Source organism: Dellaglioa algida DSM 15638 (genome assembly GCF_001434695.1).
In the GTDB taxonomy this organism is placed as follows: domain Bacteria; phylum Bacillota; class Bacilli; order Lactobacillales; family Lactobacillaceae; genus Dellaglioa; species Dellaglioa algida.
Window position 1 is genome coordinate 160,382 of the sequence record NZ_AZDI01000001.1, and the last position, 14,301, is coordinate 174,682.

General features: G+C 35.3%; 12 protein-coding genes. 6 read left to right on the forward strand and 6 right to left on the reverse strand.

Going from position 1 to position 14,301, the window contains the following annotated elements:
* Nucleotides 1-113: 113 nt before the first annotated feature.
* The gene (locus tag FC66_RS00895; protein ID WP_057973486.1) at nucleotides 114-437 is read left to right on the forward strand and encodes a metal-sulfur cluster assembly factor; all 324 of its coding nucleotides are present in this window, start codon (nucleotides 114-116) and stop codon (nucleotides 435-437) included.
* A gap of 22 nt (nucleotides 438-459) precedes the next feature.
* Nucleotides 460-1,434, forward strand: coding sequence for an ABC transporter permease (locus FC66_RS00900; protein WP_057973487.1), 975 nt, complete (start codon nucleotides 460-462; stop codon nucleotides 1,432-1,434).
* Nucleotides 1,435-1,485: 51 nt separating this feature from the next.
* Here the strand turns inward: FC66_RS00900 and fni are convergent, their stop codons facing one another.
* Genes fni through mvk form a run of 4 tightly spaced genes read right to left on the reverse strand, consistent with a single transcriptional unit; the run spans nucleotide 1,486 to nucleotide 5,576 of the window.
* Entirely contained in the window at nucleotides 1,486-2,526 is a 1,041-nt protein-coding gene (gene fni, locus FC66_RS00905) for a type 2 isopentenyl-diphosphate Delta-isomerase (protein WP_057973488.1), read from the reverse strand.
* A 19-nt stretch (nucleotides 2,527-2,545) separates the two neighbouring features.
* Nucleotides 2,546-3,616, reverse strand: a complete 1,071-nt coding sequence (locus FC66_RS00910; protein WP_057973489.1) for a phosphomevalonate kinase — start codon at nucleotides 3,614-3,616, stop codon at nucleotides 2,546-2,548.
* Nucleotides 3,617-3,646: 30 nt separating this feature from the next.
* Nucleotides 3,647-4,612 (reverse strand): diphosphomevalonate decarboxylase, encoded by a 966-nt coding sequence (mvaD, locus tag FC66_RS00915; protein ID WP_057973490.1) that lies wholly within the window; start codon nucleotides 4,610-4,612, stop codon nucleotides 3,647-3,649.
* Nucleotides 4,602-5,576 (reverse strand): mevalonate kinase, encoded by a 975-nt coding sequence (gene mvk / locus FC66_RS00920; protein WP_057973491.1) that lies wholly within the window; start codon nucleotides 5,574-5,576, stop codon nucleotides 4,602-4,604. Before mvk ends, mvaD begins: the two co-directional genes overlap by 11 nt.
* 187 nt (nucleotides 5,577-5,763) lie before the next feature.
* On the opposite strand from mvk, the gene FC66_RS00925 reads away from it, so the two are divergent.
* The 4 genes from FC66_RS00925 (at nucleotide 5,764) to FC66_RS00940 (ending at nucleotide 11,318) form a co-directional block, all read left to right on the forward strand.
* Entirely contained in the window at nucleotides 5,764-8,577 is a 2,814-nt protein-coding gene (locus FC66_RS00925; RefSeq protein ID WP_057973492.1) for a helicase C-terminal domain-containing protein, read from the forward strand.
* 74 nt (nucleotides 8,578-8,651) lie between these two features.
* Nucleotides 8,652-9,149 carry a cell wall elongation regulator TseB-like domain-containing protein gene (locus FC66_RS00930; protein WP_057973493.1) on the forward strand — a complete coding sequence of 166 codons (498 nt, stop codon included), beginning with the start codon at nucleotides 8,652-8,654 and terminating at the stop codon, nucleotides 9,147-9,149.
* A gap of 89 nt (nucleotides 9,150-9,238) precedes the next feature.
* Nucleotides 9,239-10,540, forward strand: coding sequence for an asparagine--tRNA ligase (gene asnS / locus FC66_RS00935; RefSeq protein ID WP_057973494.1), 1,302 nt, complete (start codon nucleotides 9,239-9,241; stop codon nucleotides 10,538-10,540).
* A gap of 67 nt (nucleotides 10,541-10,607) precedes the next feature.
* Entirely contained in the window at nucleotides 10,608-11,318 is a 711-nt protein-coding gene (locus FC66_RS00940; protein ID WP_057973495.1) for a DnaD domain protein, read from the forward strand.
* Nucleotides 11,319-11,377: 59 nt separating this feature from the next.
* On the opposite strand, the gene FC66_RS00945 is transcribed toward FC66_RS00940, so the two are convergent.
* Nucleotides 11,378-13,609: a transglycosylase domain-containing protein gene (locus FC66_RS00945; protein ID WP_057973496.1), complete on the reverse strand. Its 2,232-nt coding sequence runs from the start codon at nucleotides 13,607-13,609 to the stop codon at nucleotides 11,378-11,380.
* A 35-nt stretch (nucleotides 13,610-13,644) separates the two neighbouring features.
* Nucleotides 13,645-14,250, reverse strand: a complete 606-nt coding sequence (gene recU / locus FC66_RS00950) for a Holliday junction resolvase RecU (protein WP_057973497.1) — start codon at nucleotides 14,248-14,250, stop codon at nucleotides 13,645-13,647.
* Nucleotides 14,251-14,301 lie beyond the last annotated feature (51 nt).

A 14,301-nucleotide genomic window follows, 5' to 3' on the forward strand; every position in this document is an offset into this window, starting at 1 on the left:
CAATTACTTTTTTACAATGGTAAAGAGTTTAATAACATTAAAATAATTGATTGCATTGCCAAAATATAAACGATAAACTGTAAATATTAGTTCTTCAAGAGGAGGTTAATCCTATGGCAGAGAGACGAAATATAGAAATAATTAAGCAAGATATTTTAGCGCGTTTAGAAAAAGTTATGGATCCTGAATTGGATATGGATATTATTAATTTGGGGTTAGTTTACGAAATAGAGTTAGATAATGACAATAATTGTAACGTACAAATGACTTTAACAACAATGGGTTGCCCTTTGACAGGGATTTTATCGGATTTAGTTGAAGATGCTTTAAAACCAATTCTTGAAATACAAAAGGTAACTGTGCAATTTATCTGGAGTCCAGCTTGGTCAATTGATCGTATGTCAAGATACGCGAAGATGGCATTGGGTGTACATTAAAAGTTAAGGGGTAACTGAGTTCATGATGCGAAGACGATACATATTCATAGTGGTTATTTTATTACTCACATTTTTCACTACTTTTTTATTTTTTAAGATGCAGGAAAAGGATTTAATTACAAAATTAGATAACCATAATCTTTCTGAAAATGCTTATGTTCTTAAAACAAAGGAACAAAATTTGGATAACTATAATACGACATTAGTTAATTCAAAAAAAATATCTGATTTTCAAATCCATTATCAGGTGAAAAATAAGAAAAATGTTTCTTATTTTTACGCGAAAGGTAGTTATGAACAGCCGCCTATGGTTTCTGGGACTTTTTTCTCAAGCAATGATTTCTTGTCAGAGGTGCCAGTTGCTGTGGTAGGGCGAAACGTTAGCAAGACGCTGTATTCACCATTTCACCAGCAATATTATAAATTAAATGGTCAATATGTTGCTGTTATCGGGATTATGGGAGATAAATACAATTCTGAGTTAGATAATCAAATTTTTATTGCAATGTCAGACGCTAATCCAAGTAAATTAAAGGCAGAAAATGCAAACATTATACTTGATTCAAAGGATTTAATGACGAAGCCAACATTAACTTCAAAATTAGCTAATACAACTGTTTCTAAACAAGTTAAGGCAGATCTTATTTTAACTAACCATTCATGGATTCGTCGGCACTTGCAACAAACAATTGGGTTGTTAGCAGTAATCGCCGGCGTTGCTCTTGCAACTTACATTTGGGTTGTGGGGGTTAGTAAACAAATTCGAAATCAGAAATTTATTAAACAATCAAATAAACTTATTATTTGGAATAATTTGTTAATTTATACGGGATCGTTTTTGGTTGGTGGGTTATTGGGGACAGCTATTGGACAATCGCAGTTTTCAATTAAAACAAATACAATGATTCTATACGAATTTGAGGGTAGTCTGTTTATCATTGCGTCTGTTATTTTCTATTTTGTAATTAACAGGAAAGTTACTAAACAGAATAAGTAATAAAAAAACTTTAAATCAGTTAGCCTTTGCTAACAACGATTTAAAGTTTTTTTATTGTTTTTGGTTTTTAAAATTTTGTAACTCAGACGATAAAATATATCTGACGCCTGTTAAATCGGTTATCTTTTTGACACCAAGTAGCGTCATAAGCATTTTAATTTTTGTTTGGTAGTCAAAAATAGTTTCTGTTAAGGCGTCTTGACCTTGTTTATTAAGAACATGTAAGAATGTTCCTGATAAACCAACACTTTTTGCACCCAAAACTAAACATTTTACAATATCTAACGGTGTGCGAACACCGCCTGAAGCAAAGATGGTTAAGTTATTTTGAAATGAGCCTGTATCAATAAGACTTTCAGCAGTTGACAGACCCCAGTCTTTGAGAAAAGAAAAATCTTTATTATGTCTACGTTCATTTTCAATCATCGCAAAATTTGTACCGCCATGACCAGAAATATCAACATAACGGACGCCAATATCAGATAGTTTTCTTACTGTTTCATGGGACATCCCAAAACCGACTTCTTTGACAATAACGGGAACTTCAAGCTTATTTACAAGTGTCTCGATATTTTTTAACCAATAAAATTCACGTTCACCTTCTGGCATAACTATCTCCTGAGCAGCATTGATGTGAATTTGGATTGCGTTAGCATCAATCATATCGATGGCTTTTTTTGCTTGGTCTAGGGTAGCATTTGCGCTCAAATTGGAAAAGATAATTCCGTTTGGATTTTTTTCACGTAACACTTTAAATGTGTGTGCAACGGAAGGGTCTTTCAAAGCGACACTTTGAGACCCCGTCGCGATTGTTGTATTAGTAATCGCCGCAACTTCAGCTAGTTGTTGATTCAAAATACCTGTCCGCTCACTGCCACCAGTCATGGCGTTAATATAAAAAGGGGATTTAAAAGAAAAATCAGGGAGTTCAACATTTGATTGAATGTCGTTTACGGAAAGTTCAGGAAGATTTGAAGGAATAAGTTTAATTTCGTTTAATTGATTATTCGATTCTTCAGTGAATAGTTTTTCTGCAATAAACACATGCTCATCTTTTCTATGACTTTGAATTAAATTAGCGTCTTTATTCATGAGTGAACTCCTTACTTTCTTAATTTAATAACGTTACTTTGATGTCGAGAGGTTGGATGTCATTATTTAACCAATCGCTAAATAATTCGCTGCGATTTGTTTTGGAAGTTGCCAGGGCAATTCCGCAATCACCACCACCCGCACCTGATGTCTTTGCGGCGGCGTACTGTGATTCTGATAAATCACAGAGAGCAGTCAAAGCGTCAGTCTCAATAATAATCTGACTGGCATAGGCCAAACGTTGTAAAATTAAGCGATTATGCGTTACTTCTTTTTGAATAGTTACAGAATCGTTTAATTCAAACCCCTTGATCATGGCGGTTACGCATTTTTTTGAATCTTTTAAAAATTTAAGGTATTTTGATTTTTGTTTTCCTTTAAAAAGAGCCATTTTATCTACAAAAATAGATGTTGAAGCCGGAGAACCAGTCCAACCAATTAACAATTCGAGGTCATGAGGTTGTTCTAGACGCTCAATGGAAAGCATTGGCCAGCTCATCGTTAACAGGTCAACTAATGGTGTATCTTGTCTCATAATCCTTAACCAGTCCCGGTCAAATGAATGGTAAGCAATCCAACCTCCGTAGACGCTTGCGGCGATATCCCCGAGTGAGCCATTTCCTTGAACATCTAGGTGGGCCATAGACGCCAACTTAAAGAGAGCATCATCTGTTAATTTTAAGTTATAAAATAACGAAAGGGCTCTAACAGTGGCTACGGTTACCGCAGCAGAACTACCTAGGCCATATTTTTTACCGTCAGTACTATCTAAATCACTATCAATATTGACATGATAATTAACCATCTGTTTTCCAGTAGACTGTGCGTACAATTCTGTTAAACGTATTGCGGATAATATGTAATGAAAAGGGTTATCCCGGTTATCAAAAATGATTTTGTTTCCTCGTCGATGCCAAGATAAAGAATTTTCTTGATATTGTTCCGATGAAATACTACCAGTTTCTTTACTTTCTTTAATTGTGACTGTCACAAATTGATCGATGGCGACGATAATTGCCGGTGATCCGGGTTCAACAATTGCATATTCTCCCGCAATATAAAGTTTTCCTGGTGCTTTAGCGGTTATCAAATAACTCAATTCCTTTCAATCCAGGTAACGCTAGATAATCGTTGCTCCTGGTCCTGGTTTGGCGACTAAAAGATTATCTGCGCCAAAAAGAGGGCTTAGTTTATTTAAAATATAAGGTGTTTCGGCTTTAGAACAAATAATTTTAACGTTAGGGCCGGCATCCATTGTAAAATAACAGGTAATACCACTTTTACGTAGGCTCTTTACGGCATCCATTGCGCGAATACTATCTGGATTAAAATAAGTGAAACTTGGATTAGCACTAAGGGTTGTTGCGTGCATTTTCATAGCGTTATTTTCAGCAATTTGGCCGACCTTGGCAAGGTCCCTTTTCGAAATAGCATCCTTCATATTAATTAAATCTTGTTCGGTAGTTTTGACCCAGTCGTGATAAAAAGGGGATGTATCCACGGAATGTTGCATGCCAGAACGAGAATCAATTTCTTTTTCATGACTATTAATCATGATGGCAATCATTTGGATATCCCAAGTAACATTTTCTTCAATTGGGACGGCAAAAGAATCTTCATCGTTGTGCCCTTTTTCCCATTCAACGAGTCCACCAAAAATAGAACGACTAGCTGAACCAGAACCACGTCGTGCTAAGCGTGACAATTCTCGTTTAGTTAATTGTAAGCCAATTGCCGAACTAGCTGCGAGAGCTAAGGCAGCGTATGCGCTAGCTGAAGATGCAAGTCCAGCCGAGGTTGGGACGTGATTTGTTGATTCTACTTTGGCAAAAACATTTTTTTGTGCTTTCTCTCGAACGAGATCTAAAAAATGAAACACTTTTTTATCATTTATACGCTGATCGTTCAAAAAGAAGGTATCTTCAGATAACGTGTCATCAAAAGTGACGGTAGTATCTGTATAAAAATGTTCTAATGTTAAAGAGAGACTATTATTGTAAGGAATAATTAAATCTGGGTCTTGTTTACCCCAGTATTTAATGAGCGCAATATTAGTATGTGCTCGAGCCGAAACTTTATTTTTCAATGTCTTGAGACTCCTTCGTGAGGGGTTGAATCCAGGTCGAAATAGCACCATTTCGATTCAAAAGATGGCTTAAATTTATAGCTTCTTCTGGTGTTTTAACTAGGGCAATCATACAACCACCGCCACCGCCACCAGTAAGCTTGGCACCTAAAGCCCCATTTGACAGGCTAGTTTCAACGAGAAAGTCTAATTTTGGATGACTGACTCCTAGATCTTTTAATAATTCATGTGATCTGGTTAAGGTATGTCCTAAACTGATGGCATCGTCAGTTGTAATTTGGGACTTAGCCATGCTCGTTAGTTGACCTAATTCGGCAATTATTTTTTCAGTTGCGTCGGGACTTGATAAGACACGATCTCGCACTTGTCCAACTGTTAAACCCGTTTGTCCCTTAATACCTGTATCCGCAACCACTAAAGTGGCCTCTATATTCAATGGAACGGAGTACGCCTCTTTGTGTTTAATAAACCAAATCGGTTCATGACTGCTTGTGGTTGCTGCATCAATTCCACTTGGAGAACCATGAGTGGTCGTCTCCGCAATGTTGGCAATAAACAGAAGTTCTTCACGACTAATTTCAGTATTAAAAAAAGCATAAAGGCTTCGAATAATGGCAATAATTGTTGCCGCAGAAGACCCCATCCCACGTTCGGAAGGAATTTCACTTTCAATCGTTAATTTGAAAGATTGTTTTTGTTTGTTTAATAAACTAAGAATATAATGAACGACTTTTTTTATACCGTGCATATTCATAGGAACATTTTTAATTTCACCGCTATAAAAACGACTTGTGATCCACTGTTTATCGGCTACGGCCTCTGTGGTAACGGATATTTTTACGTTCGATAAAGGGAACGCAATGGCCGGTTGACTATAAACAACGGAGTGTTCGCCGATTAGTATAATTTTTGCATGACTTGTGCCAATTGATTTTGGCATTAAATTATCTGATGAATTGTTCAAAAAAAGAGTCCTCTCCGGATAAATTTACTTCCATTATCATACATTAAAATTAGCGTTATGGCTATAATGCGTTGGATGAACTTAGGAAATTTATAATGATTTGGGGTTTATTATAGGATTTATTAAGCAATATGGTAAAATGAATTACATAGAAGCGTTAACTTAAAAAGACTGGTGATAGACTGCAATGAATAAAAATACGATTTACGCCGTAGTGGATATCGAAACGACCGGAACGAATCTAAAAAAAGGCGATCGAATGATCCAATTTGGCTGCGTTTTGGTTCAAAAAAATAAAATAATAAATTCTTTTTCATTTGATATTAATCCTGGGATGGCAATTCCAAAAGCAATCACGGAGTTAACCGGTATCACGAACCGCCAAATTAGAAAAGCCGCTTATTTTGAAGATGTCGCTGCAACCATTTATGCGATACTTCAGGATACTGTTTTTGTTGCGCATAATATTAATTTTGACTTACCTTTTATTAATAGCGAACTGGAGAGGGTTGGCTATCCCGCATTAACGATTAAGGGAATTGATACTGTACAACTTAGTCAGATTTTATTACCAACATCGCCCAGCTTTAAATTGAAAGATTTAAGTCAGTACTTGAATCTAACTCATGAAAATCCGCATCACGCCGATAGTGATGCCCACGTAACCGCCGAATTATTTATTTATTTATTGAAGCGCCTTGAGGAAATTCCAAGCGAAACTTTATTTGAAATAAATCGATTGAGTTCATTTTTGTTAAGAGACACAAAAGAGTTATTTACTGACGCATATGCCATAAAGCAAGCGAACCAAGAAAGATTATCAGATGAGCAACACATTGTTGGTGGGCTTGTTCTACAGCGCAGTAAACAACAGACATTTAATTTAATTAATTATGAGTATCCCGAAAATGAAACCGATAAGAAAAAAATAATTGAACCACAGTTGAGCTGGCGATCAGAACAAGCTAAAATGATGGATTTAATCGCGAACCACTTGAAAAGTCGTGAACGAACGCTAATTATTGAGGCGCCAACGGGAATTGGCAAAACACTTGGGTACTTAATTCCCGCTGCTTACTATGCTCAAAAGCAAAAACAAATTGTTATTAGTAGCGCAACAACCTTACTTCAAACTCAGTTAATGAATCAGTCCTTACCCTTATTGAATAAGTTGTTACCTTTTCGAACGTCGGCAATAAGTCTAAAAGGAAGTAACCATTATATTAATCTGGCAGAGTTTAAAAAAGAATTAACTCAAAAGGAAACGTCTGGACAGATAGCGTTAATGAAAATCCGAATTTTGGTATGGTTAGCTGCTACTAAGACAGGTGACCTAGATGAGTTAAGACTTTCGAGTTATCAAAATCCTATTTTTAATCAAATTAAACATCGCGGTGTCGGAAGTTTAATGTTAACCGATCAATTTTTTGAAGTCGATTTTATTAATGTGCTATACAAGCAAGTTGAATCAACGTCAATTGTTTTTACAAATCATGCCTTTTTAATGAAACATCCTGATTTATTTAATTCAGACCGTACGATAAATACGCCTGAATTAATCGTGGACGAAGCACAACATCTGGCCGATGTTGCATTACAAGCAAATAAAGGGCGAATTCGCTTTTGGAAGATCATTAATTTATGTGATTCACTCTTAACGAGTATTCAAAGTTCACAGAAATTTTCGTTTAATAATTTAATGGAAATTAATTTTTTGACAGTCGGCGAAAACAGGCAGTTACTAGCCGATATTAGAAAGTTACGTGAATCAATTGATACGTTGATTAGACAGTTCACAAGGGAATATGGGCGACGAATTAATAGAAATGCCGTTAATAAAAATGAAACAAATGATAAAGCACTTATTTTAAAATCAACGGAATTGGCTGATTTAATTAATAGAAATAAGATAGCAATTGAATCTGTTTCAAAGATGGTCCTTCTATTAGAAAAAAGCGATGGCATTCTGCAAAATCGTTATATTGCGGCAAAAAAACAACAACAGATTGGCCGAGATGAGAATCAACTTTTAAATCGAGTTCATAGATTTTTTAAACAGTTATTCACTGAAATTAAGGTTTGGAATGTATTCGACCAGAATGAAACTAAATTGAATGAAAAAGTACTTTGGTTAAGTTTTCCGATTAATGGGCAAACAGATAAAATGCAATTTGAATTTAGTTTAGCGGATTCGACTCATTTTCTGTCCGACTCAATTTATCGACATTTTAATCATTTAACGTTTACTGGGGCGACACTGCTACTACCCGGAAACAAAAATTATATTGTTGACCAATTAGATATTCAAGAAGATAATTATAAAATAGAAAAACTGGGTAGTCCTTTTGATTATAGTAGACAAGCTGAATTGTATATAGCAAATGATTCGATTGATGTTCGATCATCGAAAGAAATGTATGAATCATATTTGGCAGATTCAATTTATCAATTGATAAAGGCACAACGTAGACAAACCTTGATTCTTTTTAATTCGCTTGAAACAATTGCAAACGTATACGAGTTATTAGCGAAAAAAGGACTACATATTGACCGCGAACTGTTAGTGCAAGGAATTACAGGACGGCCTGAAAAATTAACAAAACGTTTCTTGTTAGGTAAAGACGCAATCTTATTGGGGACCGGTAGTTTTTGGGAAGGTGTCGATTTACCTAATGACAGATTAGAGTTATTAGTTGTGACACGGTTGCCATTTGAATCACCGGAATCTTTGAACGTTAAGGCGAAAGAAAAAGAATTTGAAGGACAAGGCAGGGATGTATTCAGTGAATACTCATTGCCAAGGGCTACAATGAGGCTTAAGCAAGGTTTCGGGAGATTAATTCGAACATCGACGGATAAAGGGGTAATGGTTGTTTTAGATAGTCGGTTAGTTAACCAAAGTTATGGCGAACAAATGATTGGTGTGTTGCCGGACAAACTACCGATATTCAACGAACCATTGTCGGATATTATTAACGATTTAGACGGATTTTTTGGTTAATCGTGATGGCTATTTGACACAATGAATGTCTGGTATAATGGAATAATATAAAATTAAGACGGGAGAAATTAGACATGCAAAGATCCCAAAAGAAATCAAAAAATATTATGTTTCTTTCCATACTTGGCGCTATAGTTGTTATTGTAGTAGGAGCTTTCATCTTGTACAGCCGGGCAAAATCGCCAATGGTTACTGCTGAAAAAGAGGCCGTTACAATTGCTAAAAAGTATGCAAATTTAGACAAAGAATCAGAATTTTATAGATATAATAGAGACGCGACTTATTTCACCGTTGCAGGAACAACAAAAGCAAATAAAAAAATTTATGTGATTGTTGCTCAAAAGGGTGGCAAGGTTAAGGTTCTAACGCAAGCAAATGGGAAGTCGAAGAATGATATTTTGACTTATATCTGGGATAAAAAGAGTCCAAGTAAAATATTAAATATTGGACTTGGTATATACAATGATGTGCCTGCGTGGGAAGTCAGCTATTTGAATAAGAAGAAAGAACTTAGTTATGAGACAATCCAATTTTCAGATGGAAAAGTTTTGAAATCCGTCGAAAATATCTAATTGTCTTATGGACTAACATATCCGACTAATGATATTATAAAAGGAATGAATCGATCTTGAAACTCAGATCGTAATGAGGAGGAAGTTTATTGAAAACAATTAGTATAATTGATGCTAAAAACCATGTAGATGAAGAAGTAAAAATTGGTGTTTGGCTTACCAATAAAAGATCTAGTGGTAAAATCGCATTTTTACAATTACGAGACGGAAGTGCCTTTTTCCAAGGCGTTGTTGTAAAAAGTAATGTCAGTGAAGAAACTTTCGAGATGGCAAAAGAATTACATCAAGAATCTAGTCTGTATGTAGTCGGCGAAATTCATGAAGATAAACGCTCTCCATTTGGTTACGAGATTGAAGTAAAATCTCTTGAATTAGTTGGTGAAAGTCAAGATTATCCAATTACACCCAAAGAACATGGAACTGAATTTTTAATGGATCATCGTCATTTATGGTTACGTTCAACGAAACCATATGCCGTTATGCAAATTAGAAATGAAATTATTCGTGCAACATATGAATTTTTCAATAAAGAAGGATTTATAAAAATTGATGCTCCCATTTTAACTGGTAGCGCACCAGAAGGGACTACTGAACTCTTTCATACTAAATATTTTGATAAAGATGCTTATTTATCACAATCAGGTCAATTATATGAAGAAGCCGGCGCAATGGCTTTCGGTAAAGTGTTCTCATTTGGGCCAACTTTTAGAGCTGAAAAATCTAAAACAAGACGTCATTTGATTGAATTTTGGATGATTGAACCCGAAATGGCATTTATGCATCAAGAACAAAGTCTGGAAGTGCAAGAACAATATATTGCCTTTTTAGTACAAAGTGTTTTAGATAACTGTGACTATGCCTTAGATATTCTCGAAAGAGATAAAGAAGTCTTGAAAAGTTATACAAAAACACCGTTCCCTAAAATTTCGTACGATGAAGCCGTTGAGTTGTTACAAAATTCTGGTGAATTCCCTGATACTAAATGGGGCGATGATTTCGGATCTCCTGAAGAAACTTATTTGGCAGAACATTTTAGCATGCCAGTATTTGTTTTAAACTACCCTAAAGCAATCAAACCATTTTACATGAAACCACATCCAACAAGAGAAGACGTTGTTATCTGTGCTGATTTATTAGCACCTGAAGGTTACGGCGAAATTATTGGTGGTTCAGAACGTGAAACGGATTTAGATAACTTAACTGCACAAATTAAAAAAGCTGGACTTAATGAAAAAGATTACGAATGGTACTTGGATCTTAGAAGATATGGTAGCGTGCCTCATTCAGGATTTGGCCTTGGCCTAGAACGTGCAACAACTTGGATTACAGGTGAAGAGCATATTCGAGAAGCCATCCCATTCCCACGTTTATTAAACCGTATTTATCCATAAAGTAGATAAAAAGAACCTTAACACGAAAATGTTTAAGGTTCTTTTGCTATAAAGAAGGAGGTTTACTATGGACCAATTTATGAGTCAATTTTTAGAGGCAGGAGAGACACATATTTCCAATTTAATTTTACAAAATTATCGAAAAATTGGATTAACAAGTGATGAACTAATTTTTTTGATTCATCTACTAAGTTTTAATCAGGCTGGTAATAAATTTCCAGATACGAATCAGATAGCCAGTCAAATGGGCGTAACCACCCAAGAAACGTATACGTTATTGCAAAAACTAATCGAAAAAAAAATAATTTCAATTAAAACGATTGATGACCCTAATGGATATAGTACTGATCAATTTAATTTTAATGCATTATATGAAAAATTGAATAATTTAAACCAGCGAACACAAGAAAAGGTTGAGGTTATTGAAAAAAATAATTCTCGAAAAGACGTCTACGAGAAAATTGAAGTTGAATTTGGGCGTCCTTTATCGCCAATGGAGTTAGAAAGTATTAGTATGTGGATTGATCAAGATCACTACAAGCCAGAGCTCATCTTAATGGCGCTTAAGGAAGCCATATTAAATCAGGCATATAGTTTGAAATACATGGATAGAATTCTATTAAATTGGGAAAAGAAGCATATTAAGACAAGTCAGGATGTTAAAAAAGATAAAGAAAAAAGACAACAACGAAACTTTTCAAACGATGTAAATAGCAATGATATATCAAAAAAGACCAACGATAAACCAGAAATTCCACTTTATCATTGGTCAAATTAAAAAAAGTATAAAAATAAAAAACGACAATATTTAGTTTTTAAACTAAATATTGTCGTTTTTTAATTAGAAGCGGATGAAGCTGAGCTACTTGTACTTGTTGATTCTTTAGGAGCTGAACTTGAACTAGCAGCTGAACTTGAACTACTTTCTGGTTCGCTACTACTTGATTTTTCAGAAGAACTTGAACTACTACTGCTACTTAAACTAGATGCACTCGACATTTCAGGGATATCGTATGAACTATCGTCAGATGTCGTTGTATCAGTGGATGAATCAGTTAAAGATAATTCACCATGATTTAGATAAACGTCAGAAGGCTTTGTCCAATCCGAATTTGAAACAGATTGAGAAACATATTGCATTAAGTTTTTATAAATACCTGTAGCTATATGTTGAGAAGTCACATCCAAGTAATTATTTGCAACTAACGGAGAATCGTATCCCGTCCAAACTGAGATAGAGTAATTCTTAGTATAACCAGAGAACAATGAATCCATGGCCGCGTTTGATGGGAATTTAGAAGCAACGTTAGAAGGATAATCAGTTGTTCCGGTTTTACCAGCTTGATAAAGTCCAGGAATTTGTGCTGCCGTACCTGTACCACTAGAACTGTCAATAACGCCTTTAAGCATGTCTGTAATCATGTAAGCCGTTGAGATTTTCATGGCTCTACTACCTGAACTAGAATAATTTAAAACAGTACCATCTTTTTTTACAATATCTGAAATATAAGACCCTTTACGGTAAGTACCACCGTTTGCGAAGGCCGCATAGGCTTCAGCATTTTGCGTAGTTGATATGTTACCACCAATACCAGATGAATAAGTCTCAACTTGATCCTTTGAAATACCAAGTTTTTTAACAAACGTTTGTGCCTGTGGTAACCCAACTGCTTCAAGCGTTCGAATAGCAGGGATATTACGTGATTGAACTAACGCACTTCTCATTGTCATTGTACCTAGATGACCATGATCAAAATCGTTTAACTCTTTCGTACTTGCATCAGGGTAGTAATATTTTGTATCATTAACTTTTTGATTTGTAGGGTAGTTCAAATACTCAATAGCGGGAGCAAAATCCATAATTGGCTTCATAGTTGAACCGTTACTTCGACTCGTTGCCACGGCACGATTGTATCCGAATGTTACATTTGTTTGTTTACGTCCACCAATCATGGCAGATATGGCACCCGTTTTTGAATCAACCATTGTAACGGCCAATTGCATTTTATCATCGGGATAGTTAACATAATCGTCTGTGTTAGCTATATCGTAAAGTCGTTTTTGGGCATCTAAATCTAAGTTGGTATGAATTTTAAGGCTACTATTGTAAGGATCTAAACCTTTATCTTTAACTGTTTGAATGACTTCTTTTAAATATGAATCAGAAATTTTAGCATTATAAGTATCTTTTTCAGCGGAATGAGACGTTCTCAATCCGGAAGTAATTGGTGTCGCTTTTGCTGTACTTGCATCACTTGCTGATATTTTGTCATTTGATACCATGGCATCAATAACTTCATCTCGTCGTTCCTTTGAGTATTTTGGGTGAGCATAAGGATTGTAAGATGATGGCGCATTAGGAATTCCAGCAAGCATTGCAATTTGTGCGATATTTAGTTTATCTAATTTTTTACCAAAATAGTAGTTTGAAGCGGTCTGCATACCATAGACACCATTACCCATAAATACTTTGTTAGCATAGAATGTTAGTATTTGAGATTTGCTGTATTTACGCTCAACTTGAAGAGCTAACCACGCTTCTTGCGCCTTTCGCTTCATGGTTTGATCAGATGCTTTCGTTGAAAAGACGGACAGTTTAATAAGTTGTTGTGTTAAAGTACTACCGCCTTGTAGTCCAGCTGAACCTCCGGTAACATTTGCCAATGCTGCCCCCGCAATTCGAACGGGATCAACACCATTATGTTTGTAAAAACGTTTATCTTCAATAGAGACAATCGCATCCTTCAATGTTTGCGGAATATCGGAAGATTCGGCATAGACTCTTGAGGTTCCAAGAGTCGTAATGACCTCATCATTTTTAGCGTATATAACACTAGCCGGTGTGCTTTCTAAACTACTTGACGTTATTTTGGGTGAATCTTTTGCGTAGTAGAAAAACAAGCCAACACTTGCGATTACACCAACAACGAATAAACCAATTAGACTAAGAAAAATACGTTTAAAAAGTTTTTTCTTAGTGGGTTTCCCCGTTTTTCCTTTTTTGTTAGTATTTAATTCTTGTTCACGTCGCGCAACGCGAGTTTTACCTTTATTATCAGCTGCTGCCATAAATAAAATTCTCCTTTAATTACATAAAGCCTTAGTTATAGATGCTCTATCATTTTATCAACGTATTTTAAATAGGGGATAACCGGATTTAAAGTATATTGTAGTTCGAATCCTTCAGTTTGAATCGTTTTCAATGGAATTGATTTACGACCATCTTTATTCTGTTGATCCCAGTAGGTAAGAAGTGTTTTTGATGGTAACAAGTATAGCTTATCCAAGGTTGCAAACTTTATTATAACAAAACTAATTCCTTTTTGTAACACGCAAGCTTTCATGTGTTCAATCTGGTGTTCATGAAAGTTACTCAAGGGAAACGATGTTTTATTTTTGGTTTCCTTTGCCTCAAAATCTAAATAGTGGCCATTGTAAATACCATTATAATCTGTCGTCGACGCCGTTTGAAAGTAGGCTTCTTTAATGACAGCTGCACTTCGTTTAGGGTAATCAACTTTTACAATTTTAATAGGCGTTGGTTTTTTATGGATGACGGCGACGTTATTAGCAAGATAAAATGCATTGCTTGCGTTAATATCATCTTCCAATGACATGCCTCGTTTACCAAATAACAATAGATTTGATTTTTTTGGCGTATTTAAAGGTGATTGTTCATAAATTTTCCCATTCGGATAGTTAATACTCACGATTATCTCACACTCCAATCTAAAATATTATAACAATAAGTGATATAATTT

Bases quoted from the DNA above. Each gene is read 5' to 3' on its own strand.
- FC66_RS00895 (WP_057973486.1), top strand. From the start codon at position 114: ATGGCAGAGAGACGAAATATAGAAATAATTAAGCAAGATATTTTAGCG.
- FC66_RS00900 (WP_057973487.1), top strand. From the start codon at position 460: ATGATGCGAAGACGATACATATTCATAGTGGTTATTTTATTACTCACA.
- fni (WP_057973488.1), bottom strand. From the start codon at position 2,526: ATGAATAAAGACGCTAATTTAATTCAAAGTCATAGAAAAGATGAGCAT.
- FC66_RS00925 (WP_057973492.1), top strand. From the start codon at position 5,764: ATGAATAAAAATACGATTTACGCCGTAGTGGATATCGAAACGACCGGA.
- FC66_RS00930 (WP_057973493.1), top strand. From the start codon at position 8,652: ATGCAAAGATCCCAAAAGAAATCAAAAAATATTATGTTTCTTTCCATA.
- FC66_RS00940 (WP_057973495.1), top strand. From the start codon at position 10,608: ATGGACCAATTTATGAGTCAATTTTTAGAGGCAGGAGAGACACATATT.
- FC66_RS00945 (WP_057973496.1), bottom strand. From the start codon at position 13,609: ATGGCAGCAGCTGATAATAAAGGTAAAACTCGCGTTGCGCGACGTGAA.